The following is an 18,910-nucleotide window of genomic DNA, read 5'->3' as shown; positions in this document are numbered from 1 at the left end:
CACTGTACTTGGCAAAAATACAGCAATGAAACGCGCTATTGCGAATTTCAAGAAAGATGGTGGAGGGAGATGGATTCGAACCATCGAAGGCAGAGCCGACAGATTTACAATCTGTTCCCTTTGGCCACTCGGGAACCCCTCCACGGGGTGTTGCTACACTGTATTTGGCAAAAATACAGCAATTGAAACACGCTATTGCGGATTTCAAGAAAGATGGTGGAGGGAGATGGATTCGAACCATCGAAGGCAGAGCCGACAGATTTACAATCTGTTCCCTTTGGCCACTCGGGAACCCCTCCACGGGGTGTTGCTACACTGTATTTGGCAAAAATACAGCAATGAAATGCGCTACTGCGAACTTCAAGAAAGATGGTGGAGGGAGATGGATTCGAACCATCGAAGGCAGAGCCGACAGATTTACAATCTGTTCCCTTTGGCCACTCGGGAACCCCTCCACGGGGTGTTGCTACACTGTATTTGGCAAAAATACAGCAATTGAAATGCGCTATTGCGGATTTCAGAAAGATGGTGGAGGGAGATGGATTCGAACCATCGAAGGCAGAGCCGACAGATTTACAATCTGTTCCCTTTGGCCACTCGGGAACCCCTCCACGGGGTGTTGCTACACTGTACTTGGCAAAAGTACAGTAATGAAACACGCTATTGCGGATTTCAAGAAAGATGGTGGAGGGAGATGGATTCGAACCATCGAAGGCAGAGCCGACAGATTTACAATCTGTTCCCTTTGGCCACTCGGGAACCCCTCCACGGGGTGTTGCTACACTGTACTTGGCAAAAATACAGCAATTGAAATGCGCTATTGCGAACTTCAAGAAAGATGGTGGAGGGAGATGGATTCGAACCATCGAAGGCAGAGCCGACAGATTTACAATCTGTTCCCTTTGGCCACTCGGGAACCCCTCCACGGGGTGTTGCTACACTGTACTTGGCAAAAATACAGCAATTGAAACGCGCTATTGCGAATTTCAAGAAAGATGGTGGAGGGAGATGGATTCGAACCATCGAAGGCAGAGCCGACAGATTTACAATCTGTTCCCTTTGGCCACTCGGGAACCCCTCCACGGGGTGTTACTAAATTGTCTTGGCTTTTCAACCAATTGAAACCCGCTACAGCGCATTTCAATAAATGATGGTGGAGGGAGATGGATTCGAACCATCGAAGGCAGAGCCGACAGATTTACAATCTGTTCCCTTTGGCCACTCGGGAACCCCTCCACAAGTGCGGAGCGGATAATATCAAACCCTCTGATGCTGTAAACCTTTTTTCTTTAAATTTTGCGCGCTTGCTGAATTTTTCGGCATATTGTATTAGCTAGACTCTTTATTGCTTAACTTTACATTTCTTTACCGCGCAGGTGACATAACTCAGATATTATTCAGCTAGTGCTAGATCTCTAGATTTATATGGTTTTTTTATCATGAAAAAAGTAATTGTTGCTGTTGTTGTGGCTGTCGCTTTGGCTGGTGGTAGTCAGTTTATCTTTAATGGCGAATCGCAAGCGGCTGAAAAATCGTCGAAAAGTATGGCGGCGCAACGTGCTGTCGCAGTGACAACGGGTGTTGTTGCTTCAGAACCTGTTGCTCAATCCCTTTCGTTAGTGGGTAAGCTGGAAGCGCAGCGCTCGGTAATGGTGGCAACAGAAGTGTCAGCTAAGGTAAATAGTATTACGGCTGGTGTGAATAGCCGAGTGAATAAAGGTGACTTACTCTTACAGCTTGACGATGCAAAGGCACGTGCTAGTTATAGTGAAGCGAAAGCTTACTTGGCTGATGAAAAGCGTAAATACGTTGAATTTGAACGCTTAGTGAAACGTGGCGCGTTAACCCAAACAGAATTAAACGGCCAGCTTGCTAGCGTTCAAATTGCTGATGCGCGATTAGATGCAGCCAAAGCCCAACTGGATGATCATGCTATTCGCGCGCCGTTTGCTGGCACTGTTGGTTTGATTGATTTCAGCGAAGGACACTTAGTGGCAACAGGCACTGAACTGTTCTCACTTGATGATCTTTCTAAGATGCGTCTTGATATTCAAGTACCAGAGCAATACCTCTCTTTTCTTCGTGAAGGCATGACAGTGAATGCCACCAGTCAGGCATGGCTGAATACCGCTTTTAGCGGAAAAATTGTCGCGATTGATTCTCGCGTACAGCGTGATTCCTTGAATATCCGTGTGCGAGTCAACTTTGATAATAAAGAGAACAAGCTCAAACCTGGGATGCTAATGGCAGCCAATCTGGATTTTATCCCTCAAGATGCGGCGATTATTCCTGTTCAAGCACTTGAGTATTCTGGTTCTAAGCGTTTTGTTTACGTGGTGGATGACGCGGGTATCGCTCACCGCACCCAAGTTGAGCTGGGTGCACGTATTGAAAATGAAGTGGTGATTGAGTCGGGTGTCGGCATTGGCGATCGCATCGTGGTGCAAGGACTTGTGAATATTCGAGATGGCGCAACGGTCAATGATTTGACCGCGCAGCAGGCCGATGGAAAAAAGACGAAGACTGATACTCAGATTAAGGCGGGTGCCTAATGTGGTTATCTGATGTCTCTGTAAAGCGTCCTGTGGTCGCGATTGTACTGAGCTTATTGTTGGTCATTTTTGGTGTTGTTTCATTTTCTAAGCTCTCTGTTCGTGAAATGCCAGATGTTGAAAGCCCTGTGGTGTCGATCCATACCTCTTATAAAGGGGCATCGGCAACCATCATGGAAAGTCGGATCACCACGCCGTTGGAAGATGAACTTTCAGGCATCAGCGGGATCGACACCATTCAATCAACTACACGTAACGGTTCTTCGCGGATCAGCGTGACCTTTGAGATGAATTGGAATCTAACCGAAGGGGTCAGTGATATTCGTGATGCGGTGGCACGTGCACAGCGCCGTTTGCCTGATGAAGCTGATGATCCTGTGGTATCGAAAGATAACGGCAGTGGTGAACCTGCGGTTTACGTCAATCTAACCTCAAGCGTGATGGACCGAACCCAGCTAACCGATTATGCCGAACGCGTGTTAACTGACCGCTTTAGCTTAATTAACGGTGTAAGTTCGGTGGATTTAAGCGGTGCGCTGTACCGCGTCATGTATGTAAAGCTAAAGCCCGATCAAATGGCAGGCCGCGGCATTACCACTCAAGACATTGTGAGTGCGCTCAATGAAGAAAACGTAGAGCTGCCTGGCGGTATTGTGCGTAACGATATGACCACCATGTCGGTACGTACCGCGCGTTTATATCGTTCAGCAGAAGATTTCGCTTATTTGGTGGTGCGTACAGCCGAAGATGGTTCGCCAATTTATCTGAAAGACGTGGCTGATGTGTCTATCGGTGCGCAAAACGAAAATGCGACCTTTAAGAATAACGGGGTATCGAATCTAAGCCTTGGCATTATCACCATGACAGATGCCAACCCATTGAATGTATCAAAAGGGGTGTACGAAGAAGTCGAACGCATGCAGCGTTTTATTCCCGAGGGGACTTCTTTATATGTTGATTACGATTCAACGGTGTTTATTGAACGCTCAATCAACGAAGTTTACAGCACGTTGTTTGTAACTGGCATGCTGGTTGTCATGGTGTTGTACATCTTTATCGGCCAAGCACGTGCCACTCTGATCCCTGCGATCACTGTGCCTGTCTCGCTGATTTCGGCCTTTATGGTGGCGTACTTCTTTGGTTTCTCTATTAACCTATTAACCTTAATGGCGTTGATACTGGCGATTGGCTTGGTGGTCGATGATGCCATAGTCGTAGTCGAGAATATTTATCACCATATTGAACGTGGCGAGCCGCCATTACTAGCGGCTTATAAAGGCACCCGTGAAGTGGGTTTTGCGGTAGTCGCGACCACCGTAGTATTAGTCATGGTGTTCCTGCCAATCTCCTTCATGGATGGGATGGTTGGCCCGCTATTTACTGAGTTCTCGGTATTGCTGGCGGTGTCGGTGATCTTCTCCTCAATCATTGCACTGACATTAAGCCCTGTACTTGGTAGTAAGCTATTAAAAGCCAACGTTAAGCACAGTAAATTCAATCAATGGGTTGATCGAGGCTTTACCAAGCTAGAAGCGGGTTACCGTAAATGGGTTACCGCTGCCGTACGTTACCGCTATGCCGCGCCTGTTGTGGTATTAGCCTGTATTGGTTTGAGTTTTGTCTTGCTGAAATCTGTCCCAGCTCAGTTAGCACCACAAGAAGATCGTGGTGTGATCTTTGCTTTTGTTAAAGGGGCTGAAGGCACCAGTTATAACCGTATGGTGGGTAACGTCGAAGAAGTCGAACGTCGTTTATTACCTATGGTGGGTGAGGGCGTGATCAAATCTATCAGTATCCAAACACCTGCTTTTGGTGGTCGAGCTGGGGATCAGACGGGCTTCGTTATTATGCAGCTTGAAGATTGGCTAGAGCGCGACGTTAGCGCGACAGATGCGCTGAGCCAAGTGCGTAAAGCGTTAACGGGTATTCCAGATGTTCGTGTGTGGCCGTTCATGCCGGGTTTCCGTGGTGGTTCTTCTGAGCCTGTCCAGTTTGTGCTTAATGGTGCGGATTATACCGAGCTGTTTGAGTGGGCGACGGTGCTGAAAAACTTGGCAGAAGAAAGCTCTATGATGGAAGGTGCGGATCTCGATTACGCAGAAACCACTCCTGAACTCGTCGTCAGTGTGAATCGTCCTCGCGCGGCAGAGTTGGGTATTCCGGTTGCTGATATCGCCAAAACATTGGAAATTATGCTCGGCGGTACCACAGAAACCACCTTTGTTGAGCGTGGTGAAGAATACGATGTCTATTTACGTGGTGATGAAAACAGCTTTAATAACGCGACCGATTTAAGCCAAATCTATGTTCGTTCACGTAGTGGCGAGCTATTAACCCTAGAGTCTGTTGCAAGTGTTGAAGAAGTGGCGTCAGCACAAAAGCTGAGCCATAACCAAAAGCAAAAGTCGATCACGCTAAAAGCTAACTTAGTGCCGGGCTATACCTTGGGTGAGGCGTTAGAGTTCTTAGATAGCGAAGCGATCGATCGTTTGCCGAAAGACATCACGATTGATTACGCGGGTGAGTCGAAAGATTTCCGTGAAAACCAAAGCAGTATCTTATTAGTGTTTGGTTTGGCGTTATTGGTGGCGTACTTAGTGCTAGCGGCGCAGTTTGAGAGCTTCATTAACCCACTGGTGGTAATGTTAACTGTCCCTATGGGGGTCTTTGGTGGCTTAGCGGGCCTGATTATTTTGGGACAAAGCCTGAATATCTTCAGCCAAATCGGGATGATCATGCTCATCGGTATGGTAACCAAAAACGGTATCTTGATTGTGGAGTTTGCCAATCAGCTGCGTGATAAAGGGGTTGAGTTTGAAAAAGCCATTATCGAAGCATCTGAACGTCGTTTACGCCCGATCTTGATGACAGCCTTTACCACTCTGTTTGGTTCTGTACCTTTGATCTTATCAACGGGTGCGGGTTCAGAAAGCCGTATCGCAGTGGGTACTGTGGTGTTCTTCGGCATGGCCTTTGCGACATTCGTGACCTTGTTCGTGATCCCTGCGATGTACCGCTTGCTATCAGCGAAAACCAAATCACCGGGTTATGTGGCGGATCAGCTTGAACTGGCGCTACAAAAAGACTTTGTCGCTAGACAAACCCACGGTGATATCTCGCACACAGAAGCGAAGTCGTAATTGTAATCGCTATGATAATGAAGAAGGCCGCCTGATGGCGGTTTTCTTCAATTAGCTCCCACCCGTCCATAGATACTCCAAAGCTATAGATCCTCCAAAGCTATAGATCCTCCAAAGCTATAGATACCCCACACCTATAGATGCCCCCATCAATTAACACAGCATTATTGTTTTTTATTACACAAGACTCAGCTTCGCTAAGTAATGGGATTGGTATTAGACTATGGTTAAATGCGATATAAACAGTGAATTTCTTTTCGGTTTACGGATAGATTAGGTAGAATTGCTGATTGCAAAAGAATTGATAGCAATTGGGGCATGTATCGCCCGGATTGACGAACCTTGATTACGTTGAAAAACGCTCATTAATAGAAGAAAATCATGTCTCAGAATCAGACGCCAAACAATCAATCTCAGAACGATGCGAAAGCCGTTCGTTTAAATAAATTTATCAGTGATACTGGCTTTTGCTCACGCCGTGAGGCGGACAAGCTTATTGATCAAGGACGTGTAACTATTAATGGCAATGAGCCAGAGATGGGCACTAAAGTACAGCCAAATGATGAAGTTTTAGTTGATGGTCGTGCGCTACGAACAAAAGAAGCGCCGATTTATATCGCACTGAATAAGCCTACTGGCGTTACTTGTACCACAGAGCGTCATATTAAAGACAACATCGTTGATTTTATTGGCCACCGTAAGCGTATTTTCCCTATTGGTCGCTTGGATAAATTCTCTGATGGTTTGATCTTCATGACCAACGATGGCGACATCGTGAATAAGATTTTGCGTGCGGGCAACAACCACGAAAAAGAATACGTGGTACGTGTAAACCGCATCATCACTGATGAATTCATTACTAAAATGGGCTCAGGCGTAGAAATTTTAGATACAGTGACCCTGCCATGTAAAGTGGTGAAAGAAACTGATTTCTCTTTCCGTATTGTATTAACACAAGGCTTGAACCGCCAAATTCGTCGCATGGTTGAAGCATTGGGCTATGAAGTGTACAAGCTTCGCCGCGTTCGTATCATGAACATCACTATCGATGGCCTACCAAACGGTAAATGGCGTTACATGACAGACGCGGAAATGGCAGAGATCCATGCGATGATCGACGGTCAATCGGGTACGGAAGAAGCATCACGCACCGACTCACAAGGCCAAAAAATCGCCAAGCCAACCGATGCTAAGTTGTTTGATAGCCGTCTACAAGATGCACAGCAGCGCAGTAATGAACGTGGTGGTCGTAATGATAGAACGGGCAGCAATGACCGTTCATCATTTAAGACTTATAAAGGTAAAGGCGAGCGTAGCCGTTTCGACCGTGATGAAGAGCGTTCTGGTAGCCGTCGTTCTAACAATGGCAGCCATGAGGGCTATCGTTCTGGTGCTAACCAACGCACAGATCGCACCAACACAGAACGAAATGGAAATGGTCGACAAGATCAGGCGCGTCCTCAAGGCCGCAACCAAGATCGCTCTCAAGGCAATAGTAGCAACAATCAACGTAGCGAAGCGCCGCGTGATCGTAAGCCTGCATCAAGCGGCATTAAAAAGTGGAAATCAAAGAAAGAAAGCTAATTTGAGCTTACTAATTTGAATCTAACTCGAAAGGCTAAATACAGAGTGTATTTGGCCTTTTTTGTGCCTGCTAAACAGACGACAGCATACAATTTATTTGGCATGGATTAGTCCTTGCAATCCCCCCGTCGAATTTGCACTATGTACTCATTAGAGAGATCATAGACATAGTCGGAAAGCAGACAGGGGAAGTAATGGCTGGTAATACAATTGGACAATTATTCCGAGTAACAACATTTGGCGAAAGCCATGGCCTAGCGCTAGGCTGCATTATTGACGGTTGTCCGCCTGGACTTGCGCTTAACGAAACCGATATGCAGCATGACTTAGATCGTCGTCGCCCTGGCACCTCGAAATATACTACGCAGCGTCGTGAAGCCGACGAAGTGAAAATTCTATCCGGTGTGTTTGAAGGCCAAACCACGGGCACATCTATCGGTCTGTTGATTGAAAATACCGATCAACGCTCAAAAGACTATTCCAACATCCAAGATTTATTCCGTCCTGGCCATGCTGATTACACTTACCACCAAAAATACGGGGTACGTGATTACCGTGGCGGTGGTCGCTCATCTGCGCGTGAAACAGCGATGCGTGTTGCTGCAGGTGCTGTTGCCAAAAAATACCTTAAGCAAGTACACGGCATTGAAGTACGTGCTTACTTGTCGCAAATGGGTGATGTGAAAATCGATAAAGTCGATTGGGCGCAAATTGAGCAGAACGCTTTCTTTTGCCCTGATGTCGATAAAGTCGACGCCTTTGATGAACTGATCCGCAACCTTAAAAAAGACGGTGATTCAATTGGCGCTAAGCTAACGGTTGTCGCCAATAATGTCCCTGTTGGTTTAGGTGAGCCAGTCTTCGATCGCTTAGATGCCGATGTGGCCCATTCGCTAATGAGCATTAACGCAGTCAAAGGCGTTGAAATTGGCGATGGTTTTGAAGTAGTAGAACAGCGTGGCAGTCAACACCGCGATGCAATGACACCTGAAGGCTTTAAAACCAATCATGCGGGTGGCATCTTGGGTGGGATCTCGTCTGGCCAAGATATTGTGGCGCACATTGCGCTGAAACCAACCTCTAGTATTACAGTACCGGGCGAAACCATTACCAAGCAAGGTGAGAGTGCCGAAGTGATCACCAAAGGCCGTCACGACCCATGTGTAGGGATCCGCGCGGTACCGATTGCAGAAGCGATGCTGGCGATCACTTTAATGGATCACTTACTGCGCCACCGCGGTCAAAATGCTGATGTGCGAACAGATACACCCAAGATTTAGCGTTTTAATGTTTTAGCGCTTTAATGCTTAGCCTAGGGCGATTAAGTGCTGTATAGCTGATAAAACGAACAGATAGAGAAAAGGCGAGTCATTCACAATGGCTCGCCTTTTTCGTTGGTGATCTTGTTGTCTCTGCTGATACCGTTATTTAGTGTCAGTCGCTGACTCTTTCGGTGCAACAACGATGCTGGTTTCGTCATCCAGCTTGAACACAGGTAAGCTCCAACTCAGCTGAACTGCCGCCATACGTGCCACAAAACCCACCACTAAGGTCGCCACTGTTGTAATTAACTCTGGCACTTCAAAGTACATCATGCCGAAATACATACCACCTGCAAGGAAGGCCACAGAAGCATACAGCTCTTTATGAAGCACCATAGGTTGACGACGACAAATCAAATCACGCAGTAAACCACCAAAAATACCGGTAACAACGGCTGAGACGATACAGATAAGCGGCGGTAACCCCATATCCATCGCCACACGGCAACCTATAATACTAAAGACAATCAGGCCAACCGCATCCAAAATCACGAAGATTTTGTGGTAACGCATAACCCACTTCGCCACTAGCGTGGTAAACAAACCAGCTAAACAAGTAATCACAAGATACTGCGGGTTTGCCACCCAACCCAACGGGTAGTGACCTAAAAGCACATCGCGTACCGTACCACCGCCAATTGCTGTCGCACTGGCCACTAACATGACACCAAACCAGTCCATATGACGCTTACCAGCCGCAATTGCGCCAGTCATCGCTTCCGCAGTAATACCTATAATGTAGAGAGTTGTTAATAGCATGAAAAATAATCACTATAAATAAGAGGGCTAACAATGACTTGAATTGTAATTGTGATGAAGGTCATTATCGAATGAAAAGAAAAAACACATACATGAATTGAAATCATGCTTAATTCTTCTTTTTATAAAATGAAGTAATTAGTTACAGCTAGATATTTGAAGACAGGATGCGATCTAACCTGCTAGATGTAATTTTGAGCATAAGTAGACTTTAGCGACGACTTTCCGCATCATAGCCGCAGTTATTGGCCACTTTTCGCAGTAGAATGTCACACGATTACAACAACCTTATATCCGTATTTAATAGTACTTTTTTAGAATCGTATAATACTGAGCTGATTCTGGGTGGTGATGAACCTATTTACCTTCCAGCTGATGATGAGCATCGTCACCACCGTATTATCTTTGCACGCGGTTACTTTGCTTCTGGGCTACATGAGATCGCACACTGGTGTATAGCGGGCCCTCAGCGCCGCTTATTGGAAGATTATGGCTATTGGTATGAACCCGATGGACGCACTGAAGCGATACAAGCTGAGTTTGAAAAAGTAGAAATTAAACCACAAGCTATCGAGTGGATCTTAGCCGCCAGCTGTGGTTTTGCGTTTAGCGTGAGTTGCGACAACTTGAGTGGTGATTGCGAGCCTGATAGGGTAGGCTTCACGGCGAAAGTACGAGCACAGGTATTCACCTATTTAAACTGTGGAATTCCAGATCGTGCCAAGATGCTATCGGATGCGCTGCGTGAACATTATGGTATCGTACCGCTAACGCAAGCGTGCTTTCCTGAACTCGTTTTATAAATATTTACGGTAACAAAGTAGAGAGATTTCTATGATCCAGCAATACGAAGAAAAATTGCTTACTCACATCGACCATATGGTTGAAACCGCTTCAGATGACGAGCTTTTTGCTGGTGGCTATTTACGTGGACATATCTCGTTGTCAGCAGCTAGCTGTGAACAAAATGACATTAACTGCGTTGAAGAAATGAAAACAGCAGTAGATGCGAGCATCGCACAAGCACAATCAGAGCTAAGCCCGGCAGATCAAGTGATCGTAAAAGCAATGTGGGAATCACTGAAGGACGCTTAATGCCTTACTGTCAGTAAAATATAAAAATTTAATCTGCTCTGGAGTTGGTTTAAACGTGAATGATATTAAAGTACAAGTCCACGATGCGAGTGAAAACTTAATTGGTGATTTAAAAGATTTTTACCATAGTTATTACTCTGATGATAATCGTGTTTTTATCAATGGTTATTTAGAGTGGTTCTTATTAAAGAACCCGGTGTCGATAGGTAAGTGCGTTATTGTTACCCTTGAGGATAAAATCATTGGTAATATGTTCTTAATTCCTTTGAATGTTCAGCATAAAGGGGCAACTAAAGTTGGCTTTTTTGCTGCTGATGTTTTAACTCACCCTGAGCATAGAGATAAAAGCCTTTTCATCAAAATGATTAGAAAAACAATTGAAGAGGTGAAAGAGAAAGAGCAATTCCTTATTGGTCATCCCAATGATGCTGCAACACCTGGTTGGAAAAGAACACGTATGAAGTTTGGTCAGCCTTATAAATCCTATTTATCTAAATCAACCCTGATTTCCTCTGGAGTGAAACATACCGAAATAAAGAGTAAGGATGATTTGTTTAAATATGAAGATGAAATTAATTATTTAAGTAACACCACTAACCTTACGGTTAAGACAGATTGTCACTTTATATTTTGGAAGTATATGTCTAATCCATCGAAGGCATATAAAGTTGAGGCTGTTTCTTACAATGGTAGCTTGATAGGTTTAATTGTGTCGTACAAGTTTAAAGGGATTTTTGATCGTGTTGTGCATTACTTGGCTGATGAGGGCTTTGAAAGTAAAGTATTAAGATCTACTCTTCTACCTAAGATCTTTTCATTTCCAGAATCATCATCCATGGATGTTTATAAATCCTTTTGCTATCAACGAACTGTTGGTACAGAAGTAAGGTTTTTCTTCACCGATTACACTGAAGATTTTAAAGATTTAGACCCTTCATACATTACTTTTGCATCATGTGATAACTAAGATAACCTATGAACATAGTTGAAAAAATAACTCAAAAATTGCTAGAGCAAGATAAGTGGCGTATTGGTGTTATTAATACGGACATTGCGACTATTGTCAATGGCGAGATTGAACCGCAGGTCGTTCGTTGGTTGGATTTGTCTGGATATGATTACGAGGCTGATCCATTTGTCTTTAAGCTTGATGGTAAGCATTACATTGCTTATGAAGTGTTTGATTACTTACACGGGAATGGTAAGCTTGAGTGTATTGACTTAAATGGCCAGCGCTATGATTTTTTTAATGAACTAAATAGAGTGAAAGGGCACAAATCATTTCCTTTCATGATTGAGTTTAATGGTGAGTTATATTGTGTCCCTGAGACATTAGACTTAAATGAAATATCGCTTTATAAATTTAATAGACAAGAGCGTTGTTTTAAAAAAGAATCAGTTATTCTTTCTGGTGCACAGTACAATGATAGTTGCATCAAGGAAGTTGAAGGGAAATACTATTTATTTACCTCAATCGCATCAGCCCCTTTTGAACAACTTCTTTTTTGTTCAGAACAATTATTTGGGCCGTACTTCTCTCATCCTCAGTCACCTATTGCCGATAGTCTAAATGTCGGTAGAAATGGTGGAGGAATATTAGATAATAAAGACGAAATGTACAGAGTTACTCAAGACTGTGAATTTACTTACGGTGGTAAAGTGAACTTAGTGCGTATTGATACTATCTCTCCTACAGAATATAAAGAGTCTTTTGTTAAAGATATCAAGCCTATTGTTCCCTTCCCAGATGGTTTACATACCTTAAGTTACTGTGATGGAATCGCGGTAATTGACGGTAAAGTTACGTTAAGAAAAGGCGTAAATGTATTCCGGAAAACAGTTTTCAAAGTTATGAAAGCATTAAATGTTGAACGTTTATTTTCATAAATTATTTAGTGGTTCATAGTCATAAAAAAGAGCTTGTAACGACAAGCTCTTTTTTTATTGGTGAGTAAAGCAGTTACTGAGCGGCTCGGCTATACCAAGGTGATCGCGCATCGGTCATATCGTACAAACTGTACTTACGATTTAGCATTTGGCCACCATCGCGAGTCAGCGGTACCCAAGATACGGTTGCACGGTTGTTACTTGGTTTCACTGTCATCAAATCAAACGGAATCGACACATAGAAGCCCTTAGTAAAGCTACCTTCACCGAACTCCTCTGCCGATAGGTTAGTGAAAGATGCAAATGCACCTGCAATTACACCACTATCAAACTGTTTCGAGAAATCAACTGTCATCCCTTTATCTTCCGTTAAGTACTGGCCAGCACTTACTTTCAATAAGGTGTCAGGCAATATGCTCCATTGCGGGGTGTAATATACACTTGCATGGCCTGTAACTGTCCCCGTTTGTACTCGGTAGTAACGGCCGGTACTTGAATCAAACTGACGCTCTTCACTGTAAAAACCTAATGGTGATTCTGGATCGCGCTGTTTAACATAGTTAACATCGAAACCCACCGCCCAGTTGCTGCCCATTGGACGATATAAAACTTCACCCCCAATACCACCAAACATCATCTCAAGGTAACCGCCATAAGCTTGGCTATAGAAGTTATCGCCAAAGTGATCCATCCAAGTCAATTGCAAGTTATCAAGGCGCACAGGATTATCGCTAATATAGCTACGCACCAAGGTACGGACACGTTTCAAATCAGTACCATCTGGTGGTGGACCTTGGTACTTAAACTGGTCGTAGTTATCGTAGATGTTGAAATACACCGAACCACTGGCTTCAACATGATTGCCTAACCAGTAAGAGGCATTGGCATTAATACCGACGTTAAACAAATAGAAAGCTTCAGGACTACCAAATGACTGTTGCAGTGTAGGGGCAATTCCCCAATCGAAGTCATTGTCTGCACTTGCAACTTGTCGCCCTTGTGCTGCCGTTGGTGTTGCGGTTGAGCTAGTGTCTTCAACGTTGGCATCGATATATTCATGATTAGCAACTTTGGCAAATTGCTCGGCATCAATACGGGTTTCAGTGGTCGATTGGTGATTCTTGGTTTCAACCAAGCGATACTCATCAACGTTAATCCCTGTCTCTGCTAACACTAACGCGGCACGTTCATGGGCTTCATTACGATCACGATATTTTGTTTGATCACCAACCACGGTGATCGATGACTTACTGCCTGTTAAGGCGTCTTTTTCTTGTACGTAAATATTAGCATCATCATAACCAGCATTGGTCGCAAGTTGCTCTTTCACTCGTTGCCAATCTGTTGTGCTGACATCTGCTTGTGGTGATGTCGGTGTATAAGTAACTTTCGGCTCATCGTGCCAGGTCGTGGTTAAGTCATTAAAGTTGGTACTTAGGTTAACGCCAAAGGTCCAAGTATTGCCGCGTTCATAACTTAAACGCATGTCACCCCAGTGACCTAAACGGTATAGGGCGCCATAGTTGACTTGGCTATCTTGCGGCATGTCGATACGGCCACGAGTAACAGGAAAGTCACTCTTATAGTCGTTGCCATCCCATTCAGCCTTTAAGCGCAGCGGTGCCCAAGGCGTTTGGTATTCAACCCCACCAAAGACGGCAGCACAACCAGTGAACCAACGGCTGTAATCAACTTGACCACCTTTACCTTTATAAGAGGTATCACGGCCACAATCTCGGCCTGCTGCTTTATCGCCACTTAAATTAGCACTGTTGCCGATATAGCCCCAACCAACCCCTAAGGTAAAATCAAGCGGGCCAACATGTTTGCTGGCGGCAATAAATTCACCATCAAATAGCCCTGTACCGCCTATATCACGCAAACCAATAGAGGTTTCTGGCAGCCAGTAACTTTCTTCTAGCAGGCGGAACTTAACGTCGATGCCTTTATCGGTATATTTAGTTTGGCCACTAAACCCTTCGTCACCGCTATACAGTAAATCTTGCACTAAAGTATAACGAATAGTGGTTTCCATCCAAGGGAGCAGCTGCAGTGAAACCGTATAATGATGATATTCATCGTTATAGGTAGCGCCTAAGGTAAATTCACCTTCTTTGGCAACGCGCCCGGTTGGCATTTGCATTAAACCCACGCCACCAAAATCAGATTGTGAAGGGGTAAATGCAGGGGAGTCAAACTCATCGGCTTGAACATGGCTAAGAGGCGCTAACGCAAGTGCTAACGCCGAAAGCGCAAAAGTGTTTGTTTTTTTCATTACAATACTCGCTCCCTTAGTAGGGAAACAGCCGCTTGGTTTATCTCGTTAAATCCTGAAGCGTCAAAACCCAAATTATCCAATGGTGCCAGCCAACCGCCAGTAAACGGCTGGTAAATGATGGCACCGGGGGCGATGTCATGGTGGCGCTCATTCCAATAGGCGATTGGGTGCGTCTGAATTTTGCCGTCAGGCTGAATAACAACCGCAGTATCATTCTCAGCCGCAGAAATCGCTTTAGCTTGATCTAAGTACTTAGCGGTTGATAGTCGTTGTTGCCAGTTTATAACACCAGCTTCTGTTACTGCGCCTAGTACCCAAACCTGCTCTGAACGAGCAGGCAATTGCAGTGTTAATTCGCCTGATAATAACGGATTCGCACTATTGGTGATTCGGGCTTGGTCGTAATCCAATTGAAGCGGTGCACGTTTAGCAAAGTGACTGTTTGAAATAAACTGATGCAGTGCTGCTAGCGCAGTATAACGTTCATCAGTTATATCGTATTCACTTTGTTTTTCTGTAATTAAAGCTAATAAAGCAGACTTTTCTTGCTCTAAAGGCTGAGTGAAAATAGCGGCTTGTAACCAATACACAGGCGTCGTTAGCAATGAGTGTTTAGCGATTTGTAATTGCGCGTCTTTCAAAACTTGCTCGGTGCGCACAGCACTCGCATAGCTCAGAGTGATTTGTTTGCTTTTACTTTGAGCTAGACCTTGACCTTGATCCAGAGCTTGGCCTGTATGTATTTGTACCCTGGTATTTGCTGTCTCTGCATAAGTAGCTGAAGCTGTTAGCAATGACAATACGAGGAGCAGCAAAGGGGTAAGTAACGATTTCATGATATTACCCTTAAGAAAATGGTTTCAAGATTGAAAATTCGACCACAGGCAAACCAGGGGCGAGCTGTTGACGGCTTTTAATAACGGCACCCGTTATAGGGTTTAGCCAAAATTCATTTTGGTAGCTCAGCTCTAAGCTTGGTACGTTAACGTCTTCAGTAAAGTACAAGCTCTCGATAGGCTGCTCGTTAATGACGATGACTTGCTCGGATCCGCTCGAAAATGCGGAATTGATGGTATAACCAAAATGGTAACCTGGTTGCCAATCAAGGGTACGAGTCCAAGTTTTAGGCGTCGAAGCCTTGTGTAAACCCAGCGCCAAAGGGTCGATAGTCTTACTGGTGGTCGCCACTAAGTTCCCTTGGGCGAGAGACGTTGTTTTTGTTATGCGTCCAGCTTGAGTAACAAGTAAGCCGCGATCGGCTGATAGCCATTTTAATAGTGGGGCATTGGGTTGATTGGCTGAGGTTGGCGAGCTTGAGACAATATCTTGTTCTGCAAAGGCTAATACCATGAACGCCTGAGGACCATCACCAATACGCGCATACATGCTGGCATAAGGTAGCTGGTTAATAGCTTGGGCTGAAAGCTGTGTGTCGTCATCGCCAAATAAGGCCAGTTTTGCTGTGTCGTTGACATCTTGGAACTTTTGACTACAGCCCGTGAGCAGTGTTAGGCATAAAAAAATCCCACCGAATGGGATTGTGAAGTGAGATCTTCGCATCCTAGCGCAACTTAAATTAGATAAATAGATAAAAATAACCACACCCTATACCATCCCCACCCAGTATATAGAGTTGGTTGATGGGTATGGTATAGGGTGTGGTTCGCTATATTAATAACCCCGTCAAATTACAGGGTTATGCTGCAGGTGCAGATACAGACGTTGTAGAGTTGTTGCTGCCTGAATCGGCAACGGCAACAACTGCAACTGCTGCTGCTACGCCAACCGCGATAGTGGTAGCAGTAACACCACCAACGGCTGCTGTAGCTGCACCAGCTGTACCAGCTGCTGTACCCGTTGCGGCTGTTGTTGTAGTCGCTGTTGCTGCTGTTGTAGATGTGCCTGTTGTTGCGCCAGCAGTACCTGCAGTCTCAGTTGCAGCAATTGCTGAACCAGACATAGCAAGTGCAGCAAGCATTACCAATGCTGTCTTCTTCATAAGTTGTCCTTACTTGTTCTAAAATCGTTCTAAATAAATATCAAAAGAAGGGAACCTTCTGATGCAATAATATGCGGTTACGCGGTGTTAAGCAATGTTGCATTGCTTTCAAAAACGAATAATTAACAAGGTGTCGCACGACAAGCGTTAATGACGAAATAAAATTAAAATTAAAGCAAACTGTTATTTTCAAGTTCGATGCAATATTGCCAGTCTAGAGGGGGATTTATGGCACAGATGGATGTAAGTAATCGCATCATTTTGAGACCAAGCTCAAAAATGGAGGGCTGATACCTCTTTATTTTGGTAATTAAATTACGTAAAATAACACCGCTGTTTTTTAATACATGGAGGGCTGCTCTTAGAGTGGGAGAGCCTTGTATATATTGGCAGTTTAACGTCTAGCGCTGCTCTGTTAGTCAAGATCAAGTGAAGACATAAAATATGCAGATTCATTTTCGATAGCAGATTGGGGGCTGACATCCCAAGGGCGGTAGCGTGTGTAATCAACAGCTTTGATTATGCAGCAAGCGCAGAAAAACTATTGCTAATCCCTTCACATATACTACGACGATTTGAACTCATGGATTTTAAAAAGAAGCTACTCATTACTGCAATGGCATCCACCTTGCTGGTAGGCTGTGCTGTACCTGGTTCACACTTAAATCTTGATAATAAAAATGTTATTGAACCAGAACAGACAGATACGAACAATGCAAATAATATTGACGACCGCGTTAATGTTTACCCACTAACAACGCAGCTTGTTGGGCAATTTAAAACACCAAAAGCGGCGTCTAGAACAAATCCAAGTTTAGATGCGCAATTGGCACGTTATCAGTACCGTGTCGGCCCTGGTGACATCTTAAATGTCACTATTTGGGATCACCCTGAATTAACCATACCTGCTGGTTCATACCGTAGTTCGAGTGAATCAGGTAACTGGGTACATTCCGATGGCACCATTTTTTACCCCTACATTGGCTTTGTCAAAGTAGAAGGAAAAACCGTAACCCAAATTCGTAAAGAGATGGCAACGCGCTTGGCGAAGTTTATTGAAACGCCTCAAGTTGATGTTAATGTTGCGGCTTTTCGTTCGCAAAAAACTTACATCACGGGTGAAGTGAATAAGCCCGGCCAACAAGCGATAACGAATGTACCACTGACATTACTTGACGCCGTTAACCGCGCTGGTGGATTAAATACCGACGCCGATTGGCGTAATGTAACCCTTACTCGCAATGGTGAAGAGCAGAACCTTTCGCTGCATGCCCTAATGCAACGTGGTGATTTAATGCAAAATCGCCTGTTAGAACCTGGTGATATTGTTCATATTCCCCGTAACGATGCGCAAAAAGTATTTGTAATGGGTGAAGTGAAAGAGCCCAAATTACTTAAAATTGATCGCGCAGGCATGAGCCTAACCGAGGCGTTAAGTGGTGTGGGGGGGATTAACGAACTGGAAGCGGATGCAACTGGTGTGTTTGTTATTCGTAGCGCGATTGGCAATCAGAATACAAGTGCATTAAAAGGTGAGCCGTCAGCAGAAAATCAACAATCTGCTAGCCAACAGCCTATCGCCAATATCTATCAATTAAATATAAAAGATGCGTCTGCATTAGTGATAGGTACAGAGTTTGAACTGCAACCTTACGATATTGTCTATGTGACAGCAGCGCCAATTTCGCGTTGGAACCGTGTAGTAAAACAACTATTACCGACTATCTCTGGGTTTAATAACTTGACTGAAGGTGCACTACGTCTAAGGACATGGCCATAATGTTTAATAAAATTTTAGTGGTATGTGTGGGTAATATTTGCCGCTCACCGTCTGGTGAGTACATGCTGAAAAAGTTATTGCCGGCAAAAGAAATTGCTTCAGCAGGCGTTGGCGCATTGGTCGGTAAAGCTGCCGATAAAATGGCAGCACAAGTCGCGCAAGAACATGGTGTTAGCTTAGACGGGCATATCGCACAGCAAGTGACGAGTGATTTGTGCCGTGACTATGACCTGATTTTAGTGATGGAAAAAGGCCATATCGACGCAGTGGCCAATATCGCACCTGAGGCGCGCGGTAAAACCATGCTATTCGGCCAATGGATAGGGCAACAAGATATTCCAGACCCATACCGCCAAAGCCGCGAGGCATTTGATCATGCTTATGCATTAATTAATGATGCTGCTAAAGCTTGGGCTAAAAAGTTATAAAGATTAAAGATTTATAAAAGAGTAAAGAGTTAAGTGTATTGAACTCTTCATTAACAAAGCATTATGAAAACACAGAGCTTGCTCTG

The 18,910-nt window shown here is 44.5% G+C and carries 15 protein-coding genes and 8 tRNA genes; 10 read left to right on the top strand and 13 right to left on the bottom strand.

Features of this window, described 5'->3' with window-relative positions; genetic code table 11:
• Window positions 1-57 precede the first annotated feature (57 nt).
• From OCU87_RS12715 to OCU87_RS12680, 8 genes are all read right to left on the bottom strand, one after another.
• Window positions 58-142 (bottom strand) — tRNA-Tyr (locus OCU87_RS12715).
• Between the two features lie 72 nt (window positions 143-214).
• Window positions 215-299, bottom strand: a tRNA-Tyr gene (locus OCU87_RS12710).
• A gap of 71 nt (window positions 300-370) precedes the next feature.
• Window positions 371-455, bottom strand: a tRNA-Tyr gene (locus tag OCU87_RS12705).
• Between the two features lie 71 nt (window positions 456-526).
• Window positions 527-611: transfer RNA gene (locus OCU87_RS12700), tRNA-Tyr, on the bottom strand.
• Window positions 612-682: 71 nt separating this feature from the next.
• Window positions 683-767: transfer RNA gene (locus OCU87_RS12695), tRNA-Tyr, on the bottom strand.
• A 72-nt stretch (window positions 768-839) separates the two neighbouring features.
• A tRNA-Tyr gene (locus OCU87_RS12690) sits at window positions 840-924 on the bottom strand.
• Between the two features lie 72 nt (window positions 925-996).
• Window positions 997-1,081, bottom strand: a tRNA-Tyr gene (locus tag OCU87_RS12685).
• A 70-nt stretch (window positions 1,082-1,151) separates the two neighbouring features.
• Window positions 1,152-1,236: transfer RNA gene (locus tag OCU87_RS12680), tRNA-Tyr, on the bottom strand.
• Window positions 1,237-1,439: 203 nt separating this feature from the next.
• On the opposite strand from OCU87_RS12680, the gene OCU87_RS12675 reads away from it, so the two are divergent.
• The 4 genes from OCU87_RS12675 (at window position 1,440) to aroC (ending at window position 8,556) form a co-directional block, all read left to right on the top strand.
• On the top strand, window positions 1,440-2,552 hold the full coding sequence (locus tag OCU87_RS12675) for an efflux RND transporter periplasmic adaptor subunit (protein WP_261857328.1): 1,113 nt from the start codon (window positions 1,440-1,442) through the stop codon (window positions 2,550-2,552).
• Window positions 2,552-5,692, top strand: coding sequence for a multidrug efflux RND transporter permease subunit (locus OCU87_RS12670; RefSeq protein ID WP_261857327.1), 3,141 nt, complete (start codon window positions 2,552-2,554; stop codon window positions 5,690-5,692). The genes OCU87_RS12675 and OCU87_RS12670 overlap by 1 nt, the downstream gene beginning before the upstream one ends.
• Window positions 5,693-6,073: 381 nt before the next feature.
• Entirely contained in the window at window positions 6,074-7,276 is a 1,203-nt protein-coding gene (gene rluF, locus OCU87_RS12665; RefSeq protein WP_261857326.1) for a 23S rRNA pseudouridine(2604) synthase RluF, read from the top strand.
• Window positions 7,277-7,470: 194 nt separating this feature from the next.
• Window positions 7,471-8,556: a chorismate synthase gene (gene aroC, locus OCU87_RS12660; protein ID WP_094957816.1), complete on the top strand. Its 1,086-nt coding sequence runs from the start codon at window positions 7,471-7,473 to the stop codon at window positions 8,554-8,556.
• A 144-nt stretch (window positions 8,557-8,700) separates the two neighbouring features.
• On the opposite strand, the gene OCU87_RS12655 is transcribed toward aroC, so the two are convergent.
• Complete coding sequence (locus OCU87_RS12655) at window positions 8,701-9,357, bottom strand: trimeric intracellular cation channel family protein (RefSeq protein WP_261857325.1); 657 nt, start codon at window positions 9,355-9,357, stop codon at window positions 8,701-8,703.
• 266 nt (window positions 9,358-9,623) lie between these two features.
• On the opposite strand from OCU87_RS12655, the gene OCU87_RS12650 reads away from it, so the two are divergent.
• From OCU87_RS12650 to OCU87_RS12635, 4 genes are read left to right on the top strand one after another with little or no spacing between them, the layout of a single operon-like run.
• Window positions 9,624-10,160 carry an elongation factor P hydroxylase gene (locus OCU87_RS12650; RefSeq protein ID WP_261857324.1) on the top strand — a complete coding sequence of 179 codons (537 nt, stop codon included), beginning with the start codon at window positions 9,624-9,626 and terminating at the stop codon, window positions 10,158-10,160.
• A gap of 31 nt (window positions 10,161-10,191) precedes the next feature.
• On the top strand, window positions 10,192-10,452 hold the full coding sequence (locus OCU87_RS12645) for a YfcL family protein (RefSeq protein WP_261857323.1): 261 nt from the start codon (window positions 10,192-10,194) through the stop codon (window positions 10,450-10,452).
• Between the two features lie 55 nt (window positions 10,453-10,507).
• Window positions 10,508-11,419 carry a GNAT family N-acetyltransferase gene (locus tag OCU87_RS12640; RefSeq protein ID WP_261857322.1) on the top strand — a complete coding sequence of 304 codons (912 nt, stop codon included), beginning with the start codon at window positions 10,508-10,510 and terminating at the stop codon, window positions 11,417-11,419.
• Window positions 11,420-11,427: 8 nt separating this feature from the next.
• Window positions 11,428-12,339, top strand: a complete 912-nt coding sequence (locus tag OCU87_RS12635; RefSeq protein ID WP_261857321.1) for a glucosamine inositolphosphorylceramide transferase family protein — start codon at window positions 11,428-11,430, stop codon at window positions 12,337-12,339.
• Window positions 12,340-12,412: 73 nt separating this feature from the next.
• Here the strand turns inward: OCU87_RS12635 and OCU87_RS12630 are convergent, their stop codons facing one another.
• The 4 genes from OCU87_RS12630 to OCU87_RS12615 all read right to left on the bottom strand — a co-directional run bounded on the left by OCU87_RS12630 (window position 12,413) and on the right by OCU87_RS12615 (window position 16,616).
• Window positions 12,413-14,614, bottom strand: a complete 2,202-nt coding sequence (locus OCU87_RS12630) for a YjbH domain-containing protein (RefSeq protein WP_261857320.1) — start codon at window positions 14,612-14,614, stop codon at window positions 12,413-12,415.
• Entirely contained in the window at window positions 14,614-15,453 is an 840-nt protein-coding gene (locus OCU87_RS12625) for a capsule biosynthesis GfcC family protein (protein ID WP_261857319.1), read from the bottom strand. The genes OCU87_RS12630 and OCU87_RS12625 overlap by 1 nt, the downstream gene beginning before the upstream one ends.
• 10 nt (window positions 15,454-15,463) lie before the next feature.
• A complete protein-coding gene (locus tag OCU87_RS12620; protein ID WP_261857318.1) occupies window positions 15,464-16,177 on the bottom strand; it encodes a YjbF family lipoprotein in 714 nt (237 codons plus the stop codon).
• 136 nt (window positions 16,178-16,313) lie between these two features.
• Complete coding sequence (locus OCU87_RS12615; protein WP_261857317.1) at window positions 16,314-16,616, bottom strand: hypothetical protein; 303 nt, start codon at window positions 16,614-16,616, stop codon at window positions 16,314-16,316.
• Between the two features lie 583 nt (window positions 16,617-17,199).
• Here OCU87_RS12615 and OCU87_RS12610 point away from each other — a divergent pair.
• Both OCU87_RS12610 and OCU87_RS12605 read left to right on the top strand, forming a co-directional pair.
• Complete coding sequence (locus tag OCU87_RS12610; protein WP_094957810.1) at window positions 17,200-18,396, top strand: polysaccharide export protein; 1,197 nt, start codon at window positions 17,200-17,202, stop codon at window positions 18,394-18,396.
• Complete coding sequence (locus OCU87_RS12605) at window positions 18,396-18,824, top strand: arsenate reductase/protein-tyrosine-phosphatase family protein (RefSeq protein ID WP_094957809.1); 429 nt, start codon at window positions 18,396-18,398, stop codon at window positions 18,822-18,824. Before OCU87_RS12610 ends, OCU87_RS12605 begins: the two co-directional genes overlap by 1 nt.
• The last annotated feature ends 86 nt before the right edge of the window (window positions 18,825-18,910 follow it).

The organism is Photobacterium sanguinicancri (assembly GCF_024346675.1).
Classification (GTDB): Bacteria; Pseudomonadota; Gammaproteobacteria; order Enterobacterales; family Vibrionaceae; genus Photobacterium; species Photobacterium sanguinicancri.
This window is presented reverse-complemented; position numbering and strand designations above follow the sequence as displayed.

Bases quoted from the DNA above. Each gene is read 5' to 3' on its own strand.
- OCU87_RS12675 (WP_261857328.1), top strand. From the start codon at position 1,440: ATGAAAAAAGTAATTGTTGCTGTTGTTGTGGCTGTCGCTTTGGCTGGT.
- OCU87_RS12670 (WP_261857327.1), top strand. From the start codon at position 2,552: ATGTGGTTATCTGATGTCTCTGTAAAGCGTCCTGTGGTCGCGATTGTA.
- rluF (WP_261857326.1), top strand. From the start codon at position 6,074: ATGTCTCAGAATCAGACGCCAAACAATCAATCTCAGAACGATGCGAAA.
- aroC (WP_094957816.1), top strand. From the start codon at position 7,471: ATGGCTGGTAATACAATTGGACAATTATTCCGAGTAACAACATTTGGC.
- OCU87_RS12655 (WP_261857325.1), bottom strand. From the start codon at position 9,357: ATGCTATTAACAACTCTCTACATTATAGGTATTACTGCGGAAGCGATG.
- OCU87_RS12650 (WP_261857324.1), top strand. From the start codon at position 9,624: ATGTCACACGATTACAACAACCTTATATCCGTATTTAATAGTACTTTT.
- OCU87_RS12645 (WP_261857323.1), top strand. From the start codon at position 10,192: ATGATCCAGCAATACGAAGAAAAATTGCTTACTCACATCGACCATATG.
- OCU87_RS12635 (WP_261857321.1), top strand. From the start codon at position 11,428: ATGAACATAGTTGAAAAAATAACTCAAAAATTGCTAGAGCAAGATAAG.
- OCU87_RS12630 (WP_261857320.1), bottom strand. From the start codon at position 14,614: ATGAAAAAAACAAACACTTTTGCGCTTTCGGCGTTAGCACTTGCGTTA.
- OCU87_RS12625 (WP_261857319.1), bottom strand. From the start codon at position 15,453: ATGAAATCGTTACTTACCCCTTTGCTGCTCCTCGTATTGTCATTGCTA.
- OCU87_RS12620 (WP_261857318.1), bottom strand. From the start codon at position 16,177: ATGCGAAGATCTCACTTCACAATCCCATTCGGTGGGATTTTTTTATGC.
- OCU87_RS12615 (WP_261857317.1), bottom strand. From the start codon at position 16,616: ATGAAGAAGACAGCATTGGTAATGCTTGCTGCACTTGCTATGTCTGGT.
- OCU87_RS12610 (WP_094957810.1), top strand. From the start codon at position 17,200: ATGGATTTTAAAAAGAAGCTACTCATTACTGCAATGGCATCCACCTTG.
- OCU87_RS12605 (WP_094957809.1), top strand. From the start codon at position 18,396: ATGTTTAATAAAATTTTAGTGGTATGTGTGGGTAATATTTGCCGCTCA.